The 25,168-nt window shown below is 50.1% G+C and carries 23 protein-coding genes, 1 pseudogene and 1 riboswitch; of the genes and pseudogenes, 20 read left to right on the top strand and 4 right to left on the bottom strand.

Annotated elements, in window-relative coordinates; translation table 11 throughout:
* Nucleotides 1-197: 197 nt before the first annotated feature.
* The 16 genes from L0M98_RS14115 (at nucleotide 198) to L0M98_RS14040 (ending at nucleotide 16,127) form a co-directional block, all read left to right on the top strand.
* Nucleotides 198-956: a DUF4099 domain-containing protein gene (locus tag L0M98_RS14115; protein ID WP_004320528.1), complete on the top strand. Its 759-nt coding sequence runs from the start codon at nucleotides 198-200 to the stop codon at nucleotides 954-956.
* An 18-nt stretch (nucleotides 957-974) separates the two neighbouring features.
* Entirely contained in the window at nucleotides 975-1,199 is a 225-nt protein-coding gene (locus tag L0M98_RS14110) for a hypothetical protein (protein WP_004320530.1), read from the top strand.
* 16 nt (nucleotides 1,200-1,215) lie between these two features.
* Nucleotides 1,216-2,793, top strand: coding sequence for a hypothetical protein (locus L0M98_RS14105; protein WP_004320531.1), 1,578 nt, complete (start codon nucleotides 1,216-1,218; stop codon nucleotides 2,791-2,793).
* A 3-nt stretch (nucleotides 2,794-2,796) separates the two neighbouring features.
* Nucleotides 2,797-4,185, top strand: a complete 1,389-nt coding sequence (locus L0M98_RS14100; RefSeq protein ID WP_004320533.1) for a toprim domain-containing protein — start codon at nucleotides 2,797-2,799, stop codon at nucleotides 4,183-4,185.
* Entirely contained in the window at nucleotides 4,182-4,679 is a 498-nt protein-coding gene (locus L0M98_RS14095) for a PH domain-containing protein (protein ID WP_004320535.1), read from the top strand. The genes L0M98_RS14100 and L0M98_RS14095 overlap by 4 nt, the downstream gene beginning before the upstream one ends.
* On the top strand, nucleotides 4,660-5,349 hold the full coding sequence (locus L0M98_RS14090; protein WP_004320537.1) for a hypothetical protein: 690 nt from the start codon (nucleotides 4,660-4,662) through the stop codon (nucleotides 5,347-5,349). The genes L0M98_RS14095 and L0M98_RS14090 overlap by 20 nt, the downstream gene beginning before the upstream one ends.
* A 13-nt stretch (nucleotides 5,350-5,362) precedes the next feature.
* Nucleotides 5,363-6,046 carry a hypothetical protein gene (locus tag L0M98_RS14085; RefSeq protein ID WP_004320540.1) on the top strand — a complete coding sequence of 228 codons (684 nt, stop codon included), beginning with the start codon at nucleotides 5,363-5,365 and terminating at the stop codon, nucleotides 6,044-6,046.
* Between the two features lie 13 nt (nucleotides 6,047-6,059).
* Nucleotides 6,060-6,725, top strand: a complete 666-nt coding sequence (locus L0M98_RS14080; protein ID WP_004320541.1) for a hypothetical protein — start codon at nucleotides 6,060-6,062, stop codon at nucleotides 6,723-6,725.
* 25 nt (nucleotides 6,726-6,750) lie between these two features.
* Nucleotides 6,751-7,581 (top strand): M23 family metallopeptidase, encoded by an 831-nt coding sequence (locus L0M98_RS14075; RefSeq protein WP_004320543.1) that lies wholly within the window; start codon nucleotides 6,751-6,753, stop codon nucleotides 7,579-7,581.
* Nucleotides 7,582-7,604: 23 nt separating this feature from the next.
* Complete coding sequence (locus tag L0M98_RS14070) at nucleotides 7,605-7,886, top strand: hypothetical protein (protein WP_004301295.1); 282 nt, start codon at nucleotides 7,605-7,607, stop codon at nucleotides 7,884-7,886.
* 8 nt (nucleotides 7,887-7,894) lie between these two features.
* On the top strand, nucleotides 7,895-9,694 hold the full coding sequence (locus tag L0M98_RS14065) for a hypothetical protein (RefSeq protein ID WP_004320545.1): 1,800 nt from the start codon (nucleotides 7,895-7,897) through the stop codon (nucleotides 9,692-9,694).
* Between the two features lie 27 nt (nucleotides 9,695-9,721).
* Nucleotides 9,722-11,983 (top strand): zincin-like metallopeptidase domain-containing protein, encoded by a 2,262-nt coding sequence (locus L0M98_RS14060; RefSeq protein ID WP_004320548.1) that lies wholly within the window; start codon nucleotides 9,722-9,724, stop codon nucleotides 11,981-11,983.
* A gap of 12 nt (nucleotides 11,984-11,995) precedes the next feature.
* On the top strand, nucleotides 11,996-13,552 hold the full coding sequence (locus tag L0M98_RS14055; protein ID WP_227216624.1) for a glucosaminidase domain-containing protein: 1,557 nt from the start codon (nucleotides 11,996-11,998) through the stop codon (nucleotides 13,550-13,552).
* A gap of 12 nt (nucleotides 13,553-13,564) precedes the next feature.
* Complete coding sequence (locus L0M98_RS14050; protein WP_004320552.1) at nucleotides 13,565-13,741, top strand: hypothetical protein; 177 nt, start codon at nucleotides 13,565-13,567, stop codon at nucleotides 13,739-13,741.
* Nucleotides 13,742-13,824: 83 nt separating this feature from the next.
* Entirely contained in the window at nucleotides 13,825-14,433 is a 609-nt protein-coding gene (locus L0M98_RS14045; RefSeq protein WP_004320554.1) for a hypothetical protein, read from the top strand.
* Nucleotides 14,434-14,438: 5 nt separating this feature from the next.
* A complete protein-coding gene (locus tag L0M98_RS14040; protein ID WP_005680013.1) occupies nucleotides 14,439-16,127 on the top strand; it encodes a zincin-like metallopeptidase domain-containing protein in 1,689 nt (562 codons plus the stop codon).
* A 52-nt stretch (nucleotides 16,128-16,179) separates the two neighbouring features.
* Here L0M98_RS14040 and L0M98_RS14035 read toward each other — a convergent pair whose 3' ends face one another.
* From L0M98_RS14035 to L0M98_RS14020, 4 genes and pseudogenes are all read right to left on the bottom strand, one after another.
* Nucleotides 16,180-16,554, bottom strand: a complete 375-nt coding sequence (locus L0M98_RS14035) for a hypothetical protein (RefSeq protein ID WP_004320558.1) — start codon at nucleotides 16,552-16,554, stop codon at nucleotides 16,180-16,182.
* A gap of 14 nt (nucleotides 16,555-16,568) precedes the next feature.
* Nucleotides 16,569-16,823, bottom strand: coding sequence for a hypothetical protein (locus L0M98_RS14030; protein ID WP_004320560.1), 255 nt, complete (start codon nucleotides 16,821-16,823; stop codon nucleotides 16,569-16,571).
* Entirely contained in the window at nucleotides 16,820-17,287 is a 468-nt protein-coding gene (locus tag L0M98_RS14025) for a hypothetical protein (RefSeq protein WP_004320562.1), read from the bottom strand. The genes L0M98_RS14030 and L0M98_RS14025 overlap by 4 nt, the downstream gene beginning before the upstream one ends.
* A 426-nt stretch (nucleotides 17,288-17,713) precedes the next feature.
* Nucleotides 17,714-18,195, bottom strand: a pseudogene (locus tag L0M98_RS14020) (hypothetical protein).
* A gap of 515 nt (nucleotides 18,196-18,710) precedes the next feature.
* Nucleotides 18,711-18,902, top strand: a riboswitch (cobalamin riboswitch).
* Between the two features lie 157 nt (nucleotides 18,903-19,059).
* Between L0M98_RS14020 and L0M98_RS14015 the strand changes: the two are divergent.
* The 4 genes from L0M98_RS14015 to L0M98_RS14000 all read left to right on the top strand — a co-directional run bounded on the left by L0M98_RS14015 (nucleotide 19,060) and on the right by L0M98_RS14000 (nucleotide 25,159).
* Nucleotides 19,060-20,028, top strand: coding sequence for a DUF4465 domain-containing protein (locus L0M98_RS14015; protein WP_004320565.1), 969 nt, complete (start codon nucleotides 19,060-19,062; stop codon nucleotides 20,026-20,028).
* A 1-nt stretch (nucleotide 20,029) separates the two neighbouring features.
* Complete coding sequence (locus L0M98_RS14010; protein WP_138350491.1) at nucleotides 20,030-21,931, top strand: PKD-like domain-containing protein; 1,902 nt, start codon at nucleotides 20,030-20,032, stop codon at nucleotides 21,929-21,931.
* A gap of 8 nt (nucleotides 21,932-21,939) precedes the next feature.
* Nucleotides 21,940-23,994 (top strand): DUF4971 domain-containing protein, encoded by a 2,055-nt coding sequence (locus L0M98_RS14005; protein ID WP_227216626.1) that lies wholly within the window; start codon nucleotides 21,940-21,942, stop codon nucleotides 23,992-23,994.
* A gap of 85 nt (nucleotides 23,995-24,079) precedes the next feature.
* Nucleotides 24,080-25,159, top strand: a complete 1,080-nt coding sequence (locus tag L0M98_RS14000; protein WP_004320571.1) for a glutaminyl-peptide cyclotransferase — start codon at nucleotides 24,080-24,082, stop codon at nucleotides 25,157-25,159.
* The last annotated feature ends 9 nt before the right edge of the window (nucleotides 25,160-25,168 follow it).

The following is a 25,168-nucleotide window of genomic DNA, read 5'->3' as shown; positions in this document are numbered from 1 at the left end:
TTTCATGTCGGAAACAAACTACCGTCATTTCTTGTATTGGTTTGATATTTTGCGTCTATTAGTACGATTTTGATTAGATAATTGTACTAATGAAGATAAAAACAGCATATTACAACCATTTATATAGCTGTATTTTTGTCCGTCATAATAAGATGTCTCTATCTTTGTATAGTACAATTTTATAATATGAATATAGTATGAAAAAAGTTCAGATTGAATTTGATGAATTACCCTTTTCGACACTGGAACGATTCGGTCTTACAAGGGAAATGATCGAGGACTTGCCGATGCGTGTGTTGGAAGACATCTGCAACGGCCGGCATTCTCCCGTGCTTCCCGTGCGTGTCACTGACGAGCATGGCGGGCAAATCGAGAGCCGCAGCCGCTTTGCCTTTATCCGCATGGACGACGGTCAGGTGGATGTGGTGTTCTATCCGGCACTGAAATCCTCTCCACTGGAGCGGTATGACGAAGCACAGCAGAAACAGTTGCTCGACGGCAAGGCGATTGTCGCCGATGTGGAAATGTCGGACGGACGGAGCAGCAAGGCTTTCGTACAGATTGACGCCGAGACGAAACAGGTGATGTATGTCCCCACGCCCATCATCGCACGCAACCTGAAAGTGCTGGCCGAGGTCATGCGCCTCGGTACGGTGGAGGTAAACGGGATGCAGCACGGCGAGCCGCTGACGGTAGTCGTGGGCGGCGAGCCTGCCACAGTGGGCATCGACCTTCATGCCAAGACCGGCATCCGCATCTGTTCGGGCGACGCGCAGCAATGGCGCAACCAACCCAAGCGAGAGTGGGACAAATACACCTTCGGGTGCTACGGCTGCTGGGTCATGGACGATGACGGTAACCTTGACTACGTTTCGGAGGAAGACTACACCGAAGAGCTGTGGAACGAACAGAAGAAGAGCGGCGAGCGCAATCGTGCGACAGCTCTCCATAAGTAAAACATCAATCCGTACATTATGGCACAGAACGAATATTATCCCGAAGACGTACTTGTCGGGAAGATGCAGAGCGGCGAATACGGCTGGCTCGATTACGTCAATCATTTCTCCGCCGACTGGCAGGAGGAATACGCCCGTTACTGCGAGGAAAAAGGGCTTGCAGTCGGCAACGAATCCGCCGCCGAGTTCGTCCGCTTCAAGGACGAACAGTTGGAGGCAGCAATGGAAAGCGGAGACGCATAACGAAAACAATCAGACTATGGCGATACGAACGAATACCAATCCCCGGCAGATGGACTTGCAGCCCGAAATGCGCGATATGCTGATGCGCAACGGGCTTCAAGCCCATGTTGCACTTGACGATGCAGGGTATCGGCTGATCGTGCAGGGACATGACTCGCCCCTGCTGGTCTATCCGATCACCGAACGTCAGATGTTGGCACTCACGGACTGGGGAACGAACACTGCCAACAAGAAGGCCTACAACGTGCTGACGAGCATCGTGGGCAAGGACTTCTATATGCCCAAGAACTTCGTCCATGCCCGCAATGCCAACGGTCGTGTGGCTATGGGGCTGCACGGCTACCGCATCGTCATCGGCGAGTACGGGCGCATGGGGCGTATGGGAATGCCCCCGCCGTTCCTTGGCTGGACACCTCGCAACCAGTTGGGCTTCCACCTTCGCAGGGTCGGCGGCCAACTGTTCTTTCCGGGGCCGTCCATCGTACCCGAACGCCCCGACGGGCGCATGAAGCCCGGCGAACTGCAATCAGGCGGTTACGGCTTCTATTACAAGGGGCATCAACAGGAGCAGCCCGTACAGCAACGGGATGTGCTGCAGGACTTGCAGGCGGCTATCACGCCGATGGTCAGCCGTCCACGCAGCAAGGAACCGGCACGGCCGTACAAGGAGCTTATAGCCTCTCCGGTCTATTTCTCCAACGAGAAATGGGCGGAGTGCCTTGCCTCGCACGGTCTTGTCGTGGATGCGGAAAAGCAGACGCTGACCGTGCAGTCGGAAAGCGTCCAAGCCGATATGGTCTATGACCTGACGGAAGAGGAAGTGAGGACACTGGTTGCCGCACCCATCGAGGAGCAGCCCGTAGAGAAACGTCTGGAACTGCTGAACGGCATTATCGGGGCTGACTTTTCCGACAAAGTGACGATGGAGGCTCTCAACAGCGATCAACGCATCGCTATCGGTCTGCATCCCGAAGTACAGCAGGATTTGAAACAACGCCAACGGCAGGAGCAAGAGGCTTTTATGCCAGTGAAAACCTCGCTGCAACAGCAAGAGGAATCCGTACAGGGAAATATCGGTGCGGTAGTGGACGGGCGTGACCTCCAGTTTTTGAATGAAAACAAGGGATGGTATCGGGAAGAGAAACACGGGCGGGAAGTCGAAGTGAGCCAGATAGCCGTTCAACCGGCACAGACCGAGGGGAAATACAGGATGACCGCCGTTATCGACGGTCAGGCTATCAGCCATGAGATAACCCAACGGGACTACGACAAGTTCCTTGCTGTGGATGACTATCACCGGATGAAGCTCTTTTCCAAGATTTTCAGCGAAGTGGACATGAAAACACGCCCGGAAGCACAGCGGGGTCTCGGCACGAAAATCTTTGCCGCCCTCACCGCAGGTACGGTAGTCGCGGCGGGTGTCGCACACGGCATCCACCATCACTGCCATGCCCCGGAGTTCTACGGCGAGTGTTTCGGCGGTCCGCCACGCCCGTACTTCAAGCCGGGTGTCGATACGCCGAGGGATGTGGCCATCCGTTGTTTCGAGGCAGAGATGAACCGTGAAATCAATGATATGAGAATGGGGAGGTAAACCATGAGAGAGGGCGAACTGACTTATGACGATTTTCTGCGCAGGCTGAACATTCAGGACGTGCTTATCGACGCGGGCTATCACCTGAACCGGCGTGACGGCCTGCGCTATCCCTCGTATGTCCGGTTGGACAGCGAGGGGCGGCGCATCCGCAACGACAAATTCATTGTCACGCAGCAAGGGAAATGTTGTTTCAAACCGCAACAGCAGAAGTCGTATAACATCATTTCCTTTATCAAGGAGCATCCGCATTTTTTCGCGGAATACCATGCCGGTGTGTCTCCCGACCGACTGGTAAACCTTGTCTGCAACCGGTTGCTGAACCATCCCGTCGCTGACCGGGATACCCGGATTATCCAGCCTAAACGGGATGTGAAGCCGTTTGACATGGCGGATTACGACATTCACCAGTTCAATCCGCAGGATCGGGCGACACAAAAGAAGTTCTATCCGTTCTTCAAGCATCGGGGCATCGACCTTTACACGCAATACGCCTTCCACCGGAACTTTTGTCTGGCGACGAAACACCGTGAGGACGGCATGAAATACACCAACCTCGCCTTTCCGCTGACCGTTCCGAAAGATACGGGACAGGTTGTCGGTCTGGAAGAGCGAGGGCGCCCTCGCATGGATGGCAGCGGCAGTTATAAAGGGAAGGCGGAAGGGAGCAATTCGAGCCAAGGGCTATGGATTGCCAGCCCAGCCAAAACTACGCTTACCGAAGCCAAGCATATCTACTGGTTCGAGAGTGCATACGACGCGATGGCCTATTACCAGCTTCATCAGGCCAACGACAAGGATTTGCGGAAAGCGGTCTTCATATCTACCGGCGGTAACCCGACGGTGGAACAGATGCGGGGTGTCCTCACGCTCTCGCTTCCTGCCAAGCAACACATCTGTTTCGATACCGACCTTGCGGGAATCGAGTTTGCCAAGAACCTGCAACAGGAGATGTACCGGGCTGTCCGTTCCACCATCGAGGAGACACCGGAGCGGAAGCCTTATCTGGATTCCGTCGCTGACGGCAAGAACCTCGATGAAGGAGACATAGACCTGCTGCCCGACGCTTTGCGGTCGAGCTACGGGAAATATGAATCCGCATGGGAAGAAGCCATGTCGATGCGTTCGAGCGGCCTGTGCCATCCGGACGACATACGGGAACAGACGGATATCATGAACGGAAATTACAAGGAGTTCCGTGAAGGATTGCGGGAGTTCCTCGGTCTGGACAAGGCGAATGACGCCTCTTTTGTCCGTGAACAGCCTACCTATCCCAACAAGGACTGGAACGAACAGCTTTTGGCCGGGCAGAAACAGGAAGAGACGGTCGATGAGACACAGGCGAGAGAACAGTCACCGGAAGAGGAACAACAAACACACTTTCGCCGATGATGACCGATGCACCCACAGGACATTTCCAAAGCATCGTGCTGCAACCGCACGCCGGACAGTTCGTCATCGACGAGCTGCCCGCAATCGTATTGTGCTGTGCAGCATGGGTGTACGGTGGCATGGAGGGACTGCCTCTGACAGCTCTTGCCGTATCGGTTGCCGCATTGCTTTCTTTGGCATTGCTGTACCGTTTCATCTATCTGCGCCGGACACGCTACCACATCGGTAGCGAGCAGCTTATCAGCAGGCATGGGGTGCTGTCCCGGAAGACGGACTACATGGAACAATATCGTATCGTGGACTTTGTGGAACACCAAAGCCTCATGCAGCAGCTTTGCGGCCTAAAGACGGTACGCATCTTCTCGATGGACAGGAATACACCCCGGCTTGATTTGGTAGGCATCAGACACAACTTCGATGTGGTAACGCTTATCCGGGAACGGGTCGAGTATAACAAACGAAAAAAGGGAATATATGAAATCACGAATCATTAGTCTGGTCATTTTTGCCCTCTGCCTGATGCCACACTGGGCAAAAGCCCAAATCACGGCGTCCAATCCGTTGGAATGGATGGCGTTGGCCGAGGGCAACGAGGTTATCAATGACCAAATAGAGAAACAGATAAATGGTCAGACGAAGACAGCTATGCTGCAGAACAGCATCGCCGCCGAGTTTAACCGCATCCACAAATGGGAGAAGCAGTACAACAGTTATCTCAAGACGGTAAGCGGCTACGCTTCATCGCTGAAAGCCTGCACCCATCTCTACAACGACGGCGTGAGAATCTTTCTCACGTTAGGGAAATTGGGCAACGCCATCCGAAACAACCCGCAGGGCATCATCGCCTCCATGAGCATGAACAATCTGTATATCGAGACGGCAACGGAACTGGTATCGGTCTTCACGCTCCTGAATGACGCAGTGGCCAAGGGCGGCAAAGAGAATATGCTCACGGGTGCGGAACGCAGCAAGACCTTGTGGGCGTTGAACGACAAACTTTCGGTTTTCAGCCGGAAGCTGCACCTGCTCTACCTGAGCATACGGTACTATACCCTCAATGACGTGTGGAACAACGTGACGGCCGGGATGCTCGACCGCAACAACGGAGAGGCGGCACGGATGGCCATGTCCCGTTGGCGCAGGGCTGCCGTCCTTGCACGATAAAATCAGGTGAATGATGAAACGGACGATTTGGATAGGCATCTTATTGCTGTGCATCGGTATCGGCAAGGTTCGGGCACAGAACGACCCCGTGCTTGCCGGGATGATCCTGCTCTATACCGACAAGGCGGAAAAGGAGCTGAAGAACCAGGAGAAGGTCATGCTGATACAGACCACCGGACACCTGTGGACGAAAGAGGAAGTGAAAGCCACGACCGACCTGCAACGGGAGTTCAACAACTATTTGGACTCTTTCCGGTCGATAATCTGCTACGCAGCGCAGATATACGGTTTTTACCACGAAATATCAAGGCTGACGGACAATATGGGAGACTTTACCAGACAGGTAAGCCGCAATAGTCCCAACGCGCTGGCCGTTGCTCTCTCCACGCAACGGAACCGCATTTACCGGGAACTGATTATGAACAGCGTGGAGATTGTGAATGACATCCGCATGGCGTGCCTGTCAGACAACAAAATGACGGAGAAGGAGCGCATGGAAATCGTATTTGGCATCCGTCCGAAGCTCAAGATGATGAACAAGAAACTGCAACGGCTGACCAAGGCGGTGAAATACACGACGATGGGCGACATCTGGCGTGAAATCGACGAGGGGGCACGCCCGGCAGCCGACAAACGGGATATCGTGGAAGCCGCCAAAAGACGCTGGCGGCAGATAGGAAGAAATGTAAGACCTTAAAAACAGACAACGTATGGGCGTTTGGAGTACACTATTGAAATATGGCGGCAAGGCCATGAAAGGTGTCGGTACGGCTACAGCGACTACCGGCAAAAGTATGGGTAAGGCAGTGCTGCACCCTTCGCAGACCTTGCGTGGCGCGGGTCAGGCCGTCAAGACGGCGACCATCGGCGGTGCGGTCGGTTATGTGGGCTGGGAGAAGCTGACCACCGACAAAAGCGTGGTGCGTATCGTGAGCGATGCGGTCATCGGCGAACCGGCAACGAATACCCTCGCGGAGACGGCGGACGGAGTGCGTGAACTGACGGGCAAGGCCGGGGAAGCCGTCAGTTCGGTCAGCGGTGCGGTAACCGGCATCGACAACAAGCTGAACGGTGTGTCGAACTTTTTGCGCCAAGCCTCCGGTGGCGGAGGCCTTGATATGTTCGGCAACTTTTTCCGTAACCTCGGCAGCGGCAACGTGTCGGGGCTGAGTATTGCCGGGCTGGTTGCGGCGGCGTTCCTCATATTCGGACGCTTCGGCTGGCTGGGCAAGATTGCCGGCGCATTCCTCGGCATGATGCTCATCGGCAACAATGCGGGTGTCTTCCGAACGCCGGAGACAGAAAACGTGCAGCGCACCCGGACGCCCGAACTTCCGGCAGAGGAACAGACGCATGGCGGAGGGATGAGAAGATAGGGATATGAATCAATAGGTAAACAGCATGAAATATACAGAAGAAATGATCCTGCAATCCGATAGCGGTTATTGTATGCCTTTCGAGGAACAGCAGGGCAAAGACGTGGAGCTGTCGCTCGGCTACGGCGAACAGACCGACCCGGCGACGGGCGAGAAATTCTTTCATCACGGCATTGACTTCAACGTGCGGTGCTATATGCTTTCTGCCCTCGCCAGCGGCATTGTGTCGGGCGTGGGCAACGATTCCGGACACGGCATCTGCCAGACCATCCGCTACGGGGAGTATGAGGTGACATACGGAAATCTGTCCAATGTCTTCGCTCAATTCGGACAGCGTGTAAAGGCCGGACAGACGGTAGCTTTGAGCGGTGACAAACTGCACATGACCGTCCGCTTCAAGGGCGAGGAACTGAACCCGCTGGAGTTCCTGACGATGCTGTACGGGAACATACAGGCAATGCGTCAGGCCGGCGGACACGAGACAGACTATTTATCCGGCTTGGAGATGGAACTGAAAACCGATTATGAACGGGACAAAAGGGAGATAGAGGAACTGATGCTGCACTTCCTGCCGCACTATATGGAGGATTTGCGGCATGGAGCATACACCTTGCCCCGGAATACGGAGCAGTCGCTACGCCACATCTTCACGGTGGGCGCGATGAAGGAGTATTTCTACGAGAATATGCCGAGCATGGCCAATCCGCTCGGACTGGGACACAAGGCCATGCCGCTGGCCTGCAAGGTGCAGAACCTCCTTATTGCGGATTTCCTGCATTACCTCGCCCTGCGGCATGATGTGTACCTCTCCACTGCGAGCAGCGACATAAAAAAAAACTCCATGACGAAGCCCTGACCTATGGCGGCATCATAGACCTGTTGGCGGAACTGGACATCGACATACAGAGCTTCGACATACCGAGGCTTGTCACGGTCTATCCCGACCGGGCGGGTGTGCGCTGGTGGACCAAGGCATGGTTCAACAATCGGGAAGAGGGCGAGACATCCGTCGAAATCGAACGGGAGCAGGCGATACGGTTCATGCAGGACAACATCGAAAAGGACGCATGGCTGGAAGAGTTCTTTCCCCGGCAGATGGAGGTTTACCACAACGCCATCGAGCAGACGAAAGAACAGCTATTGAAACAGATAAATATATAATACACAACATGGATGGAATCAGACATAGCCGGCAATTCGCGGAAATAGAACGTCTTGTGAGCGATTATTTCCATTGCCATCTCGCTCCCGTCATGTCGAAAACGCAGGCTTTCCTCACGAAGAAGCAGGGCGAGGAAATGAGGGAGTATTCCACCTCATTGGGCGGCATACTCAGCGCAATGGCGTCTGCGGCACAGCCGATGGGCGACCCGTACCAGGTACTCAAGGTTACGGGCGAATGGAACTCGAAGACGACGGAGGACTACATCGGAATGTGCAAGGCGGAGATTACCGGCTCCAAGGAGATACAGCAAGACCTCGCATACATGGCCGGGCAATGGCGCGATACCGTCGTGCGGGAAATCGGGCGTGAACGGTACAACGAACTGTCGGAACAATTGGGCGGTGACCTTGCCTACGCCTATATGGACTACCGGGTAGAGGAACTGATGATCGACCGGCTGGTCAAGGAGCGAATGCCGAAATCGTCAGCCGACTACATCATCCGCAAAGCCGCAGAATCAAGCTTGCTCGGACTTTCGCAGACCTTGAACCGCTCGCCGCTTGCTGAGGAAATCGAGGCACGGGGCGAAGCGGCCTACCGTCCGAAAGGATGGGAAAAAGGTGCGGGTCGGGTATTGGGCGCAACGGCGGATGCCGTCATGATGGGTGGCGCAGGTTCGTGGGCGACATTGGCAAAGTTTGTCGGGGCGGACGTGGCTATCTCGGCAGTCGCCTCACGCTTCGAGCCTGAAAAGTCGCCCAAGCTCTCTGTGGAGCAATGTATCAGCAAAGGTGTGTTCGGTAGCGAACGGAACGTGTTTACGGACTTCCGTAAGGAGGCTGCAACAGTACAGACGGGTGATAGTGCGCTTATTGTGGCGGCCAACGAGCAGTTGAAGAAAAAAATACCTGTGATGAACTTTAATTTTTTGGAGTGGATGCAGACACCAAAGTTTACCCCTTTCCAAATGTCCGAAAAGCCCGGACACCCTGAAAAGAAAAATGAACGTGCCGAACGGTACAAGGATGTGCCGCTCATCGTCGCTCCCGGACAGGAAGAAGCCTATTTGAAGCATTTGGAGAAATATAAGAATGCAACGGCTGTAAAATCCACAAAGGAATCAACACAGCCGGAAATGGAACAGAGGGAAAAAGTGGAGAAAGAGGAACGGCAGGTGGTTATTCCACATGAGGAAGAAAAGCAAGAGAGAGAGGCTGTGCAGACCAACACGAACGGATGGAGCGGATTGCTCGGTACATTGGGATTAGAGGGATTGGGCGATATCACGGGCAACCTCGGATATGTCATGGCCATGCTGCCCGACATCCTGCTGGGAGCTTTTACCGGCAAGACGCAATCGTTGCGCTTTGGGGACAACCTGTTGCCGATAGCGAGTATTGTGGCCGGTCTGTTCGTGCGTAACCCGCTGCTGAAGATGCTCCTTGTCGGTCTGGGCGGCGCGAACTTGCTGAACAAGGCTGGACACGAGGCGTTGGGGCGTCCCATGCCGTCCGCCGACGTGCATACGGAAAACCAGTACCGCCGTTATCCCGACGAACCGCTCAATTCCCGTATCGTAAACCCTGTACTGCAAGGCAGCACGCTCATCGCCACGATAGACCGTGTGCCTTGTACCATCCAGCTCACGCCGACCGTCGCGGAGGCTTACCGTGCAGGGGCATTGCCGCTGAACACGCTGGCGAACGCCGTGCTTGCCAAGAGCGACCAGTTGCGCCATATTGCCTCGCAGAATTACGACGACGGACAGCGGGAGACGATTGTGCGCACACGGGGCATCCAATAAATCCATGAACAATAAAAGCATGATGATATGAAAGAAAAGTCGCAAATCGAAAAAAAAGCCGAAGAAAAGCAGACGGAACTGCTGTCTGCCGCACTGGGCGGGGCATCGAACGCCGGCGGCCATTGGCTCAACGTATCGGGCAAGGGATTTCCCCGGCTCTATCCGCAAGGGGTCTCGGCCAGCCCGTTCAATGCCCTCTTTATGGCCTTGCATTCGGACAATAACGGATGCAAGACCAACCTGTTCACGCTTTACAGTGAAACCAAGGCACGGGGGGCTGCGGTACGGGAGCATGAGCAGGGCGTACCGTTCCTGTTCTATAACTGGAACAAGTATGTCAACCGGAACAATCCGAATGAAACCATCGACCGTACCGCCTATCTCCAATTGGACGAAGAGCAGAAGGCACAGTTCAAGGGTGTCCACAACCGAGAAATCCGCACGCTTTTCAATATCGACCAGACGACGTTGCCCTACGTGGACAAGCCGGCTTACGAGGATGCGGTAAAGCAGGACGGCAGTGTTCAGGAAAGAGGATATGCCGAGGCGGACAACCGCAGGTTGCGCACTCGGTTCAACGACTTTCTATTGAAGATGCGGGACAACCTCGTTCCCGTGCGCTCGGACGGTAGCGGAGTTCCTCATTACGAGACGGACAAAGATGCGGTCTATATGCCGCGCCAAAAGGATTTTGAGCATTACCACGATTATGTGCAGGAAGCCTTGCGGCAGATCGTGAGTGCCACAGGACATCAACAACGACTTGCCCGTGAAGGCATGGTCATGAAGAATGGTGTGGCTCCGTCAGAGGATGCGGTAAAATATGAAAGGTTGGTTGTGGAACTGGCTTCGGGTATCAAGATGTTGGAACTGGGACTGCCCGCGCGTTTGTCCGATGCAAGCCTGAAGACGGTGGATTACTGGTGTCGGGAGTTCAAGGAAAACCCGTGTATAATGGACGCTCTCGAAAGCGACGTGAACAATGCGCTTGATGTTATCCGAAAAGCGGAACGGGGCGAGAAAATTGAGTACGCCACCCTGCGAAACAGACGGCAGACCACGACCATGCAGGAACAGATGCCCAAGCATTACTTTGTGGCGAATGAAATCCGCCAGCACCCGGACAAGGCGGCGAAAAGCATCGTCCTCGTCATCGACCGGGAGGCGAAATCGGCGGATGTCATTTTGCCGGCAGGAGCTTCGACCGAGGCGAACAACGAGATTCCCGGCATGAACAAGGGGCGTATCGAACGGGCATTGCAGAAAGAGGGTATCGAGCAGGTGCGTTTCTATAATACTGACGGTGCATTGGGTTACAGACCCGATGACAGCTATTTCAATGAAAAAATGGTGACACTGGCCCGGTTAAGGAACTACACGTTGGAAAAGCTCTCCACGCTGGACGTGTCGGAAGCTGTCAGACGGGCGAATGAGGTCGGGTTCGATGCCGTGCAGATGATTCAGGATGACAAGAACCGTTGGGCACTCTATATCAAGCCGGAAAACAAGGAGGGGTACAGCGTCTATCCCGACAAGGAGGATGTGAACCGTTTTTTCTCCACGCTCAAGCAGGCGATGGACAACATCGACAAGGTACGGATGGAGCTGGCGCACAAGTATTATGCACTGGCGGAGGTCAAACCCGACCTGAAAGTGGATTTGTTCGGCAGCGATACGCCGGAGATTGACCTGAACCGTATTCAGCGTGTTGCCATCTTCAAGACCAGGCAGGATGGAATCCAGTGTGTGGCAACCATCGACGGACAAAAGCTGCAGCCCCGCAGCGTCACTCCACAGCAGTGGCAACGGATGTGGGTGGCGGAAGACCGTGACGGCTACAAGCGGCATTTGGCGGCTACGCTGTTTGCCGATGTGCTGCAAAAGGGACAATCCGTCGGGGAACAGAAAGCGGAAGAGCAGGTACGGCAACAGAATGAGGTGGTGGCGGAAAATCGGTCGGAAGAGACGAATGATGAAAATATGTCTCCGAAACGGCAGTTTTGGGACAACCTCAAGGAAAAGCATCCCGACGCCCTGTATCTGATTCGTGCAGGAGAAGTCTATCGGCTTTATAATGAGGATGCGGCAAAGGGAGCTGATATATTGGGGATTACGATGAAGAAATATCCGGAACGTGGATTTTCGGCTTTCGCAGAGTTCCCAAGGACGCAACTGGACAGCTATCTGCCCAAACTTGTCCGTGCTGGTGAGCGTGTCGCCATCAGTGAGATAGAGCTACAGGATAAACGGCAGGACGAGCAGGAAACACATAGGGGTATTCATAGATAAGGAGTGACGATTATGACCAAGAATCAGGAATATGCACTGCAATACGCAGATTATGCGATGGCACAGATGCGAAGGTATGGCATCCCGGCTTCCGTCACATTGGCGCAAGGCATACTGGAAAGCAGCAACGGACAGAGCCGTCTGGCAAGGAACGAGAACAACCATTTCGGCATCAAGGCAACTTCCTCGTGGATTGCCGAAGGCGGCAAATACGGAATCTACACCGATGATAAGCCGAATGAAAAGTTCTGCAGCTATGACAGCGTGGGTGATTCATACGAGCATCATTCCCGCTTTTTGAAGGAGAACAGCCGCTATGCCGGTTGCTTCAAACTCTCCCCGGACGATTACAAGGGCTGGGCACAAAGCATTGAGAAAGCCGGTTACGCCACAGGCGGCAAGTATGCCGAGAACCTGCAGAAAATCATTGAGCAGAACGGCTTGCAGAAGTATGACAGACAGGTGATGCAGGAGATGACGGCACAAGGCCGGCAGTTCGGGGTGGAACACAATCCGCTCCAGACTTCCGAGAGTGCGGAACATGGAACGGGGTATTCGTTCCCGGTGGAACGGGAGGAATTTCTGTTCATTACCTCTCCGTTCGGAACACGGCAAGACCCGTTGGACAGCACAAAGCAACAGATGCACAAGGGCGTGGATATCCGTTGCAAAGCCGACGCGGTACTGGCTACGGAGAGCGGCGGCAAGGTCGTGGCGGTAAACCAGAACAAGAATACACCCGGCGGCAAGTCGCTGACGGTGGAATATGCTCGGACGGACGGCAGCAAGGTACAATGTACCTATATGCACCTCAAGGAGATTTCCGTCAAGGTCGGCGATACGGTACAGGCAGGCGGACGGCTTGGCACATCGGGCAATACGGGGACACGGACGACCGGGGAACATCTGCATTTCGGTGTGAAGAATATCTATGCCGACGGGACGAAACGGGATATAGACCCTGCGGCGTATCTGGCTGAAATCGCACAGAAAGGACATATCAAATTGCAAATGCTGCACAACGGAAATGACCTGCTCGTCAAATACAAGGCGGCGGAAGATACCGTGCCTGAAAAGAACCTTTCGCCAGACGGATGGATGAAAAAACTCCTTTCGTCGGAGGATAGCGGTGTGGGAATATCGGGATGCAACGACCCGATTGTGGAGATGGCGATGACCGCTTTCGCCTCCCTGATGCTTTTAGCCACACAGATTGATAACCGGGAGGAAGAGGAACAGAAGACGGCGATATCCGCCGCGATGGATCTTCGTACCATCGACCTGAAGCCGTTGTTGCCGAATATGAAGAACTGCGACCTGACTATCGGCGAGAACGGCAAGGCCATTCTGGAAGCGGACAACGGGGAACTGCATGTCTCGCGGGAGCTGACCGCTTCCGAGCTGAACCGGTTGTCTGCCACGTTGAACAACGGTACACTCACGGAAGAGGCCAAACAGATGCGTGTAACCGGTATGCTGAATACGGTTATCCTGTCGGAAGCGGCCTCACAGAATTTTGAGCAGGGGATGACCCGGCAACAGGGACAAACGGAAAACCTGCGAAGATAAAGGCATGGCGATATGATAAAATGCGTGATGATACAGCTATGCAAGTGTCTGGCGGGAGTTTCCCTCCTTGCGTTGCACCTCCGGTTCTGCTACCTGCTGTTGGGATGGATCGGGACGCTCGTTGTCGTGGGCGTGCAATTAGCCATCGCCGGATGGATGGTCTGGGCGATGATACGCGCACCCGACTGACCGCACTCTACAACAGTTCAACATCAATCAACCCATGTATCACTTGTCCGGATGATCCATGTATCATTAAAGACAAAAAACAGATGATTAAATGTAATGTTACGGTATGCGGCGTTATCGGCCGCGATGCGTCGGTTCGCAAGAATAAAGAAGAGAAAGAATTTCTGGTGTTTCCGCTCCGGGTACAGATTCCGGCGACGGGTGGCGGGCACACTATCGAGGTGGATGTCCGCAAGGAGGGCTGTCAGGAGGAAGCCGCCGGTTATCGGAACGGCTCCCGTGTAGAAGTGAGGGGTACGATGTATCTCAAACGCCGGGGCGACAAGCTATATTTCAACCTGTTCGCCGATGAAATCTGCAATGCCGCTACGGATGATGCGGATTGCGTCAAGGGCGAGCTGGTGTTTCGTGGTAAGGTCGGCCAGAACATCGAGGAAAAAAGGGATAAGAAAGACCAGCCTTATACGGTGTTCTCGGCGTTTAGCGCAGAGAAGGTCGATGACGGCTTCGAGTACCAGTGGGTGCGCTTCTTCTGTTTCGGTAAGGAGCGCGAAGCGTGGTTGCAGCCGGGTGTAAAGGTGGATGCCAAAGGTGAAATGAACCTGTCGGCACACAACGGGAAAATCAACCTTTCCTGCAAGATGGAGGAACTGACGCAATATGTGGCGGATTCGTCTAACTATAATCAATAAGGGTTATGGCCGGTTACAGAAAGAAGAATGCCGACGGACCGAACAGCGAGGACAAGGCTCTTGACCTGTTCGCCGAAATGATGATCGAGAAAATCGAGGGCATTCAAAAGGACTGGAAAAAGCCTTGGTTTACGGAGGGTACGCTACAGTGGCCCCGCAACCTTCACGGGCGCGAGTACAACGGGATGAATGCTTTTATGCTGCTTTTGCACTGCGAGAAAGAAGGGTACAAGATTCCCCGTTTCTGCACGTTCGATTGTGTTCAGAAGCTCAATAAGCCCGGAAAGGATGGAGAGGAACTGCCGCGTGTCTCCGTGCTTCGTGGTGAAAAATCCTTTCCGGTCATGCTCACCACGTTCACTTGTATCCATAAGGAGACTAAGGAGAAAATCAAGTATGACGATTACAAGAAACTCTCCGATGACGAAAAGGAACAATACAATGTCTATCCGAAGATGCAGGTGTTCCGGGTCTTCAATGTCGCGCAAACTAACTTGCAGGAAGCGAGACCGGAGCTGTGGCAAAAACTGGAGCGAGAAAATTCGCGTCCGGCAATCGAGGAGGGCGAGCATTTCAGTTTTGCCCCAGTCGATACGATGATAAGGGATAACCTGTGGATTTGTCCGATTACGCCGAAATATCAGAATGACGCCTACTATTCCATCACGAAGAACGAAATCATCGTACCCGAAAAGGAGCAGTTCAAATCGGGAGAATCGTTCTACGGGACACTGTTCCACGAGATGACGCACTCCACCGGAGCGGAAAACGTACTTGACAGGTTCAAGCCGACTACTTTCGGTTCTCCTGAATATGCCCGTGAGGAACTGGTGGCAGAGTTAGGCAGCGCACTGGTCGCACAGCGTTACGGCATGACCAAGCATATCAAGGAGGACAGTTGCGCGTATCTTAAAGGTTGGCTTGATGAGCTGAAGGAATCGCCACAGTTCATCAAGACAACGCTTCTGGACGTGAAAAGGGCAACCTCGATGATTACCCAGAAGGTGGATAAGATAGCGCAAGAACTGGAACAAAATGTCGGCGAGAAGCAGGAAAACGGAGCGGCAGCAAAGGAGAATACATTTTATTCTTCTGTTGCGTATCTCCAATTTTCGGATGACACGAGGCAGCTTGACGAACTTCGGGAGAAAGGCGATTACGAGGGATTGCTGACGCTTGCCAAGGAGTATTACGACGGCAATGGCATCAACGAACAGCATACTTATTTATCGGCCACGAACAACAAGGGTGACAGCCTTATTGCCGAGGATGAGAATTTCGCTGTCGTGTACAACGGGAGTGTCGGGGGAACCTACGAGGTGATGTTGAAATTCACGGAGCAGGAAATCCGAGACCATATCCGGCGTTACGGTGTCGATATCGCCGGAGATACAATAAAAGGGGTTGCCAGGGAGATGGCGGCGGAACAGTTCTCCGCTTTGGCGTATCAAAAGATTCCGGCCTTCGAGATGCCGAACGGTGAAGTGCTATATGTCGAATATAACAAGGAATCCGATACGCTTGATGTCGGGCAACCCACCAATGCCGGGCTGGTCGCGCAGCATCGTTTCCCTTACGACCACAATGTCGGGCTGGATGCCAATCTGCAAGCCGTGAACGAGAAGCTGAACGAGCTGGAAGAGTATCGGGCAGAACTACAAGAGGCAGAATACGGCAGCGGTATGCGCCGGTAAGGATGGAAAGAAAAAGATGCGGAACTGGTTGGCTCCGCATCTTTTTTGCAGTTTATTTCCCCAACAAACCGTCTATCATAGACTGTAAATTTGCTATGTCGCAATACTGGTTACATCCCCCTCGGTAGTCCTTTCCATTTTGAGCTGTCCGTATCAGAAACGAATCGAGTTCAATTCTTACGCCGCTGCCCATTCGTGACAGACCGGAAGAGTGGCTGATGTAAACGAACTTGCCGTTGCGCTCAATGAAGCAGGAGGTGTCATAATGCCCTTTTGAATTGGAAGCCACCTTTGCACCAACGGCTGCGGCATATTTGGAAATCTCACGCACCAATGCTGTCTGGAAACTGCGGTACTCTTTTGAAACATAGTCTCCTGCATCTGCAAGTATAGCGTCCTGCCATTTGGTATAAAAATTCTGTGCCATATTGATATTTATTATTATTCGTTCCGCAAATAACTTTTCCATTTCTCGCCGTCAATGGTCAGTTTGCCCATTTCCCAATCGTATTCCACTTCCGGTATATTGGTATAAGGGAAATGAACGGTGTAGCCTATCTGTCCGTAAGAGCAATGCAGAGGGGTAACGCAAATCTCCCAACCGAAGTAAGATTGCGGCGTGCAGTATTTTCGCCAGTTGAAACGACCTGCGGCAATATTGCCGCAAAGTCGTTTGAGTATGTCGTTTGTTGTCATTCTGTACCTCCTTTGCTGAGTATGGTGAGTTGTTCGGGACGGTCTGGAAACCAATAAGCATCACTGTCGATATATACGCATCTATAGCCATTCCAAGGTTTTCTGAAAGCTAATACTTCTTTGGGGCCAAATACCACCCCGTAGTCGTTTGTAAACGCCACCATATCGCCTACAGCCAAATCACTGTCTGTTTCCATGACTTCGGACAACCGGCTGAAAAACTCCATGCCCTCGGCTTCACGCTCTTTCTTCCAGCGCATAAACTCCTCTTTGTGGCTTCTTGATGAGCCAATAGGTAATAACTCCGATGCCAAAACCTCTGTCTCGGAAGAGCTTGTTGAGATTAAGATGATGCTGTCACTATCCACTTTTTCGGGAGTTGAGATAATTCGACATTCTATATCATTATCGGCAGTGTGCCAAAAAAGGAGGTTGCCTTGCTTGATGAAATCGTACTTGCTCATTGTCTTTTGATTTATTGTTTTTTTTATTTCCCTTTTCTTGAAGCCTTTTGACTTCGCCCAAAGGGGTTGTTTTCATGTGCGTCACAAACGGGGGGATGCAAGAACGATGAGCAAGGAACCTGCAATGAAATTTTATGAAATACCGTCATCTCCGATTACGGAAAGTTGTCGTCAAATTTTATTTCAGGTAGCGATAGCGGTACTTGGGCAATGTTCGTCCACCGTACCTTTGCACACGAAAACAGACCTGCGGCGTATGTCGGGGCTGTGAAGGGATTATACCCTTAAAACAGGAATATACCGGCTGTGAAACCGGTGGCGGAAGCTCTGCAGAGCATATTTATAAAAGTAACCGGGGAGCCTGTGCAAAAAAGAGAGCAACCACCCACTTTTGAGGCGGGTGGTTGCCAATGTTTCGGACAAACATCAGAAGTGGTAATCAACAACTCCTCCGATGTAGAGTATCGTTCCCGGTTCAAGCCTACAAACAAACTCCATAAACGTAAAGGACTGTTCGGCAAAAGACTGCAGCCATCGCCATCCAAATAGAAATGATAGGCGACATCCAACGGATTTTCCACTGCCTGTTTGAGATAATAGGTCGAACCCCATTCCAACATATTATCTGCCGTAAGAGCATTCGCTCTTTTTTTGATATTGGCGACATACTCCTCTTTCCATTGCTCTATTCCACCATTATAGCGCATGGTGTCATCGGATATAAGCTCGAACATTCCTTTGGGCAAGGCATGATTGACCAAATTGGCAATATCCTCTTTACGGTCTTCCTCGTCTATTTCTGAACAATAGTCATAGAAGCTCCCGTCTCCTTGCTGGAGTGTGTCCTCATTCAGATAGTTTTCTTTGTCTATCGGCTCCGTTGAAATTTGAAAAATCCTGCTGTGCATAATTGTAAATTTTAGATTGTCAAATATTTTCTTTTTTTCCTTTTCTTGAAACTCTTTTGGCTTCTCGTCGGGGAATGATTTTTATGCAGGACTGACAGCGGGAAAAGGACGGATAAGGCAAGTAAACAGTGTACGGGATGAAACGGAATACCCAACCGCCCAATGTAAGAGCACAGTCAGGCTCGTCCGACTATGCCCTGCAACGAGGTGGGGAGTGAAAGTCAATCTTCGATTTGTGGAAGGCTGCCGTGAAGAATATCCGGGAACCGTTAGTGAAAGCGATACTTGACGACCAGACGCACGCTGTACCTTTGCATATAAAATCTCTCCGAAGAGAATTGCCGACGTGAGATGAAAAGAGACCATAATTGAGAAACGCTATTATTCATAAGGGGAAAAGACTATTCGTGGTTGTTATAAATGCTTGATTAACATGAAAATACAATTCGCGCCATAAAATAATCCTTTCTTGAAATAAAAATCACAGAAAAAGAAACAAGATTAAAAAATAACCATTAACTTTGCACCAGTCAAGTTTCCAATCGAAGCGTCGAACGGAATTAAAAGGGAATCCCGGTGAAAATCCGGAGCTGTACTCGCAGCTGTAAGTCCTATTAAAGTTTATCGCACTCTTTGCCACTGGTGAAAGCTGGGAAGGCGCGATAAGCGGGATGAGCCAGAAGACCTGCTTGATGAGATAGATTTAGTGACCACGGGATAATTGGCATTAGATTAAAATGAACAGAGGCTCGTCCACAGGCACCTATATTCTTTTTGATAACCGATTTCTCATTCGTTGCAAATCTGTCGCAATAAAAACGAATGTGTGTTTAAACTTTTTGTTTAACTTTTAATAATTAAGTTATGAAAAAGAATTTTAGATTCTTGGCAATGGCTGTTGTAGCAATGGCCGCCGCAGTGTTCACGGGATGTTCATCCGACGATGACTTCCTTGCTCCGTATGAGGAGAGTGCGATTCAAACCCGCGCGATAAGTTCTACCAATGCGCTTATCGATTTTGATAACGTACCTTCCAGCGTAATGGCTTCTGACCAGTATGGAAACAATCTCTATTCTGCCACGGCCAACGGCAAGCAGGTAACGACCGGCTACATCACTCAAATCGGGCAAACCGGTACGTACATTCAGTTCCCGATTAACTATTTGGAACAAGAATGGGTAAGCGGACAGCCTTGGGAATATGAATTTTGGAATGGTGGTTTTGCCATCTCTAATTTCCATAATCTGACACAGGGGGATTATCAAAACCAATGTAGCGTGTACTGGCCCAACGGCGGTCATAGCGGTAAAAATTTTGCTGTAGCTTTCGGTTATAGCGATTCATACAATGATTCACAAGCAACCTATGACAAATGTGCGAAGATTTACCTGACCGATGCAACCGGCTACAGAGTCGTTACCACAAACACTCCTGTCAAGGGTACACCGAAATATGGTAAATTCAACAGCGTATGGGTTTGTAATACGACTTATACCTACTTAGTCATGAAGGATGGCAACTCGTTTACACAAGGCTCTTTGTCGGCACAAAAAGGATGGTTTAAGGTGGTATTTGTTGCGTTGGATGCGACGGGTAAACCTACAGGTAAGGAAGTAGAATACTATTTGGCAAACTTCGATTCCAGTAAAGATGCAGAATCAGGTTTGACCAATAAAATCCGTACCGGATGGAATCAAGTGGATTTAAGCGGTTTAGGTGACAGCGTATGTACTGTAGCTATCAATTTCGAAGGAAGCGATTCAAGCGCATACGGATTGAACACTCCTGCTTACGTTGCTATAGACGATATTGATGTAACCGTAAACGAATAACATGAATTTGGGGCAAATGCTTTTTAACGGCAAGTGCAAAGTATTTGCCCCTTTTTATTATATCCCAATGGAGATTGTAATCAAATACTTTCTTCAAGGGAATTTCAGCATTAAAATTATAAATATAATGAAGAAGTATTTGCTTTTATTCTCCTTGACGATATTTCTATTTGCATGCAACAAAGACGAAGAAATATCGCAGGACGTGATATTGCCTCCTGTCATTGAGTTGGATAGCGAGGACGGAATCTACGTTGTAAAGATAGGAAAAGAGGTCGTTATTGAGCCGACCTATCAGAATGTCGATTACGCCGTTTATTCATGGAAATGCAACGGTCGTATCATTTCCGACGAGCCTCAATTGAAATACATTTTCAACGAATGCGGTTCGTATTACGTTACCCTGCGTGTGGATACGAGGGATGCCAGCACAGAGGAAGAAATTCGTGTGGATGTCAATGAATTGGCTCCGCCCGTTATTTCATTGGTAACCCCCTCTATAGGGCTTAAAGTTGTCGCAGGACGTGAGTATATCCTTACACCCGACATTCAAAATGCAGAAGGAGCTACTTATTTGTGGACTCTTAACGGAAACGAAGTCGGAACGGAAAATACTTATACATTCAAGCAAGATGAGTTGGGAACTTATGAACTGACCTTAACCGTAACAAATGAAGACGGACAATCAAAGAAGACAGTTTCTATTGAGGTTGTCGATAAACTTCCGATTGAAATCGTAGTTCCGTCATCTTTATATTTTACCGAGAATAATACCAAATACGTAGAATTAGGACGTACTTTGTTTGTCCGCCCCTTTGTATCAATAAGTGCCGAGCCTTCTTATCAATGGAGTTTGGACGGGCAACCGATTGAGGGAGCCAATTCTTTGGTTTACGGTTTCAAACCCGCTAAAACCGGAGAACACACGCTTACCTTTACTGTGAAATACGACAATCAAGATACAAAAGCAGTGCTCACCCGTAATATTTCGGTCTCCGGTGTCGATGAAGTCAGTGTCAATATTCCGGTGAAATGTTGTGAAGCGGCCGGAAAAAGACCTTTTGCTGCCGGAAATTCCATTTACAGCAATAAAGTATATGAATTTGTTCCGGCTCCGGGACAATTTGTAAACGAAACGAATACAGCAGGTTTCAATGGGGAAAGCACGCACGAAGCAGCCTGTGCTTACGCACAAAAACGTCTTGATAATGAACAATATGTTTCTCTCGGAGGTTGGGGAGGATATATTGTAGTAGGATTCGACCACAGTATCGAAAACAAAGGCGGTTATGATTTTTCCATCAAAGGAAATGCCTTTGATTCGTCAAATGAACCGGGCATTGTATGGGTAATGCAAGATGTCAATGGAGACGGCTTGCCCAACGATGAATGGTATGAACTGAAGGGTTCTGAATATGGAAAACCCGAAACCATTCAGGACTATGCCGTAACTTATTTCCGTCCCGGTCCCAACATGGACACCCAATGGCAAGACAACAAGGGAAATAAAGGGGCGATTGACCGTCTCGGCAACTATCACCCGCAAGAGTTTTATTATCCTTTGTGGATTGAAGAGGATTCCTATACGTTATACGGCACATGCCTGAAAGCACGTACCGAACAAAGCCCGTCGACAGGCATGTGGTCCAATAATCCGTTCGGGTGGGGATATGCCGATAATATTGGTGATGATATGCCCAATAAAGACAATCCTAACGCGGGAGCACTTGGAAACTATTTTAAGATTTCCGATGCGCTCAATATCGACGGCACGTCTGCAAACCTTTCCCATATCGACTTTATCAAGGTGCAGACCGGAGTCAATGTAAAAGCCGGATGGTTAGGGGAAAATTCCACGGAAGTTTTCAAGTTCTGTGATGAAAACAACAATAACGACAAATAAAATTCATTATGAACAAAATATATCATTTCATCCTATTCTGTTTCGCTACGCTCTGCCTTGCTGCATGTAGTGATGACGACCCTGAAGTAAGCGGAATAGACGGCAAGGATCACTTCATCTCCGAGTTTGCTCTAACTGTAGATGGCATTACCTATCAAGCCATGATAGTCGGGGACAAGATTACAGTTGAGATACCTTATAATACCAGTCTGAAAGGGGCTACCGTAGAGTATGCCCTTTGCGAGGGAGCCTCTATTAACCCGAATCCATCGACCATAGAGGATTGGGAGAATGAATGGAAATTCGTAGTTACCTCCAAAATGCAGGATAGCAAAGTATATTCCTATACTTATCAATATACAGACATCGAACAGAGCGGCAGCGTAGTACTTGCCACGCAAGCCGAGGTTGATAATTTTGCAAAGACAGGAATAAACAAAATCGAAGGCAGCCTGACCATCGGAACGGCAGACGGAGAAGAAATCACCAATCTGGACGGACTTGCCAACCTGAAACAAATCAGTAACTCCCTTGTCATCAATCCGTCTTACAAAGGAACGGATTTGACCGGGTTGGATAATCTGGAACAACTCGGAAGTTTCAAATTAGGTTCGACAACTTCTGCCAGTAAAAACATAATGCTCAAAACGGTTAATCTGCCCTCTTTGCTTGGAGTGACCGGTGATTTTGTCGTTAACAGTTCTGTCATTGAAAAAATATCTATACCCAAAGTCGAGTTCATTGGTGAGGATATGTATATAACTTCCGATGCTTTACTTGATTTGGATGCAAATGCCGTTGAATCTGTCGGAGCTTCCTTAATTGTCAAAGGTTCGGTAGCACAAAAAGAATCAGCGACAACCGAAGCCATTGTTTTCTCAGCGCTCAAACGGGTCGGGAATGAACTTACAGTCCAATATTTTCCCAAACTGCAAGGAATTTATCTACCGGCATTGGAAAGTGTGGCCGGTACTGCCTCATTCTCCGATATGTCCTCCATCGGAAGTCTTGCAATGACCGAATTACATTCGGTTGGAGGACTGACTATAAAAAATTGCAAAGAGATTTCCATTGTTGAACTTCCCGGTCTTATTTCCTGCGGAGAGACCAGTGTGGATGCGAATAAAGTCAATAAGTTTAATATATCTTCTTTGAAAGATGTACTCGGTGATATGACTTTAAGTAATCTGCTCATAGAAGAACTGGATTTGTCCCAGATAAATTTTAACGGGAATACACTTACCCTACAATGTAAGCAACTAAATAAAATCGTAGGTTCGGAAACATTTAACGGTAGCCTTCTTCTGCTTCCTAAAAATTGTCGATTGACCGAATTGACTCTTGAGGGAATCTCAAATATAGAGGGCGACTTCCAATGCAAAGATTATTTTTATGTAAAAGAATTTGTTATGCCATTTATTCGTGTGGCAGGAAATATGACTATTGCATTGAATTCGGGAAGTGTTGATACGGGTGCGGAAATTGAATTTCCTAAATTGCAGGAAATAGGAGGTACTTTAACATTAGAAAATAATACGAATGCAAATAATATTACCTTCCCGTCATTGAAAAAAATTCTCGGTTCATGTTCGGTTACGACTGATTTTCTTAAGAATGATATTGAGTTTACCAGTTTGGAAAGCATTGGGACGGATGGAGCAAATACACAAATTGAGTTTAAGATTGATGTTACTAATATTTTATGTCCCAAATTAAAAACGATAAACGGACTGTTTAATATTGTAACATCTACTGTTGTATGGGGTATGACGGCTGATGAGGTGTCTTATCCTACCGTTGAATCAATATCCGAAAATCTTTCAATAACATGCCCGTATTCTGATTTTGGTTCTAATGGTATTTTGTCCATTGATTTTTCAGGTCTCAAATCAGTAAAAGGGATTAGTATAAGCGGGCAAGGAGATGTTAGCGATTTCAGTTCTTTCAAATACCTGTTTGAAAACAATGTTCTAACAGGAGAATCTCAATGGTCTGTCAGAGAATGTGCTTATAACCCCACATACCAAGATATGAAAGACGGGAAGTACAAGCCTGCCGAATAGATAACCAAACAATAAGTTTTCTGCCAATCCTCGGTATGCTTACCGTAAGGTAAGACTACCGGGGATTAACTATAAAAATAACGGTATGACCTATCACCAATTGAAATATCTGCTATGGAGCGTAGTTGTCGGAGTGACACTATCCTTGACATCCTGCATGAAGTGGGACTACGGCGATGCCGTAGAAGACTTCAATGCCACGGGAGCCGGACTGTTCATCACCAACGAGGGCAACTTCCAGTACGGCAATGCTACCTTGTCCTATTACGACCCTGCGACCAAACAGGTACAGAACGAAATCTTCTTCCGTGCCAACGGCATGAAACTCGGCGACGTGGCGCAGTCGATGACCATCTACGACAACAAGGGCTGGGTCGTGGTGAACAACTCCCACGTGATTTTCGCCATCGACCTGAACACCTTCAAGGAGGTGGGACGCATCGAGAACCTGACCTCGCCGCGCTACATTCATTTCCTAAGCGACGAAAAAGCCTACGTCACCCAACTGTGGGACAACCGCATCTTCATCATCAACCCGAAGAAATATGAAATTACCGGCTACATTCAAGTGCCGGACATGACGATGGAAAGCGGCTCGACGGAGCAGATGGTGCAGTACGGCAAATACGTCTATTGCAACTGCTGGTCGTATCAGAACCGCATCATCAAAATCGACACCGAAACCGACCAAGTGGTCGATGAACTGAAGGTCGGCATACAACCGACATCGCTGGTCATGGACAAGTACAACAAGATGTGGACGGTGACCGACGGCGGTTACGAAGGCAGCCCCTACGGTTACGAAGCCCCGTCGCTCTACCGCATCGACGCCGAGACATTCACGGTGGAGAAGCAGTTCAAGTTCAAGTTGGGCGACTGGCCCTCGGAGGTACAGCTCAATGGCGACAGGGACAAACTCTACTGGATCAACAAGGCCATTTGGAGCATGGACGTGACAGCCAGCCATGTGCCGGTGCGTCCGTTCCTCGAATACAGCGGCACGATTTATTACGGACTGACGGTAAACCCCGCCAACGGGGAAGTATACATCGCCGATGCCATCGACTACCAGCAGCAGGGCATGATTTACCGCTACTCGCCCGAAGGGAAATTGATAGATGAATTTTATGTCGGGATTATCCCCGGTGCATTTTGTTGGAAATAAGAAAGGAGG

This window comes from Butyricimonas sp. DFI.6.44 (assembly GCF_022132345.1).
In the GTDB taxonomy this organism is placed as follows: Bacteria; Bacteroidota; Bacteroidia; order Bacteroidales; family Marinifilaceae; genus Butyricimonas; species Butyricimonas muris.
Note: the sequence above shows the minus strand (reverse complement) of the source record. Positions and strands in the feature narration are given on the sequence as shown.

Excerpts from the sequence above, each read along its gene's own strand:
- L0M98_RS14115 (WP_004320528.1), top strand. The coding sequence starts at position 198 with ATGAAAAAAGTTCAGATTGAATTTGATGAATTACCCTTTTCGACACTG.
- L0M98_RS14110 (WP_004320530.1), top strand. The coding sequence starts at position 975 with ATGGCACAGAACGAATATTATCCCGAAGACGTACTTGTCGGGAAGATG.
- L0M98_RS14105 (WP_004320531.1), top strand. The coding sequence starts at position 1,216 with ATGGCGATACGAACGAATACCAATCCCCGGCAGATGGACTTGCAGCCC.
- L0M98_RS14100 (WP_004320533.1), top strand. The coding sequence starts at position 2,797 with ATGAGAGAGGGCGAACTGACTTATGACGATTTTCTGCGCAGGCTGAAC.
- L0M98_RS14095 (WP_004320535.1), top strand. The coding sequence starts at position 4,182 with ATGATGACCGATGCACCCACAGGACATTTCCAAAGCATCGTGCTGCAA.
- L0M98_RS14090 (WP_004320537.1), top strand. The coding sequence starts at position 4,660 with ATGAAATCACGAATCATTAGTCTGGTCATTTTTGCCCTCTGCCTGATG.
- L0M98_RS14085 (WP_004320540.1), top strand. The coding sequence starts at position 5,363 with ATGAAACGGACGATTTGGATAGGCATCTTATTGCTGTGCATCGGTATC.
- L0M98_RS14080 (WP_004320541.1), top strand. The coding sequence starts at position 6,060 with ATGGGCGTTTGGAGTACACTATTGAAATATGGCGGCAAGGCCATGAAA.
- L0M98_RS14075 (WP_004320543.1), top strand. The coding sequence starts at position 6,751 with ATGAAATATACAGAAGAAATGATCCTGCAATCCGATAGCGGTTATTGT.
- L0M98_RS14065 (WP_004320545.1), top strand. The coding sequence starts at position 7,895 with ATGGATGGAATCAGACATAGCCGGCAATTCGCGGAAATAGAACGTCTT.
- L0M98_RS14060 (WP_004320548.1), top strand. The coding sequence starts at position 9,722 with ATGAAAGAAAAGTCGCAAATCGAAAAAAAAGCCGAAGAAAAGCAGACG.
- L0M98_RS14055 (WP_227216624.1), top strand. The coding sequence starts at position 11,996 with ATGACCAAGAATCAGGAATATGCACTGCAATACGCAGATTATGCGATG.
- L0M98_RS14050 (WP_004320552.1), top strand. The coding sequence starts at position 13,565 with ATGATAAAATGCGTGATGATACAGCTATGCAAGTGTCTGGCGGGAGTT.
- L0M98_RS14045 (WP_004320554.1), top strand. The coding sequence starts at position 13,825 with ATGATTAAATGTAATGTTACGGTATGCGGCGTTATCGGCCGCGATGCG.
- L0M98_RS14040 (WP_005680013.1), top strand. The coding sequence starts at position 14,439 with ATGGCCGGTTACAGAAAGAAGAATGCCGACGGACCGAACAGCGAGGAC.
- L0M98_RS14035 (WP_004320558.1), bottom strand. The coding sequence starts at position 16,554 with ATGGCACAGAATTTTTATACCAAATGGCAGGACGCTATACTTGCAGAT.
- L0M98_RS14030 (WP_004320560.1), bottom strand. The coding sequence starts at position 16,823 with ATGACAACAAACGACATACTCAAACGACTTTGCGGCAATATTGCCGCA.
- L0M98_RS14025 (WP_004320562.1), bottom strand. The coding sequence starts at position 17,287 with ATGAGCAAGTACGATTTCATCAAGCAAGGCAACCTCCTTTTTTGGCAC.
- L0M98_RS14015 (WP_004320565.1), top strand. The coding sequence starts at position 19,060 with ATGAAAAAGAATTTTAGATTCTTGGCAATGGCTGTTGTAGCAATGGCC.
- L0M98_RS14010 (WP_138350491.1), top strand. The coding sequence starts at position 20,030 with ATGAATTTGGGGCAAATGCTTTTTAACGGCAAGTGCAAAGTATTTGCC.
- L0M98_RS14005 (WP_227216626.1), top strand. The coding sequence starts at position 21,940 with ATGAACAAAATATATCATTTCATCCTATTCTGTTTCGCTACGCTCTGC.
- L0M98_RS14000 (WP_004320571.1), top strand. The coding sequence starts at position 24,080 with ATGACCTATCACCAATTGAAATATCTGCTATGGAGCGTAGTTGTCGGA.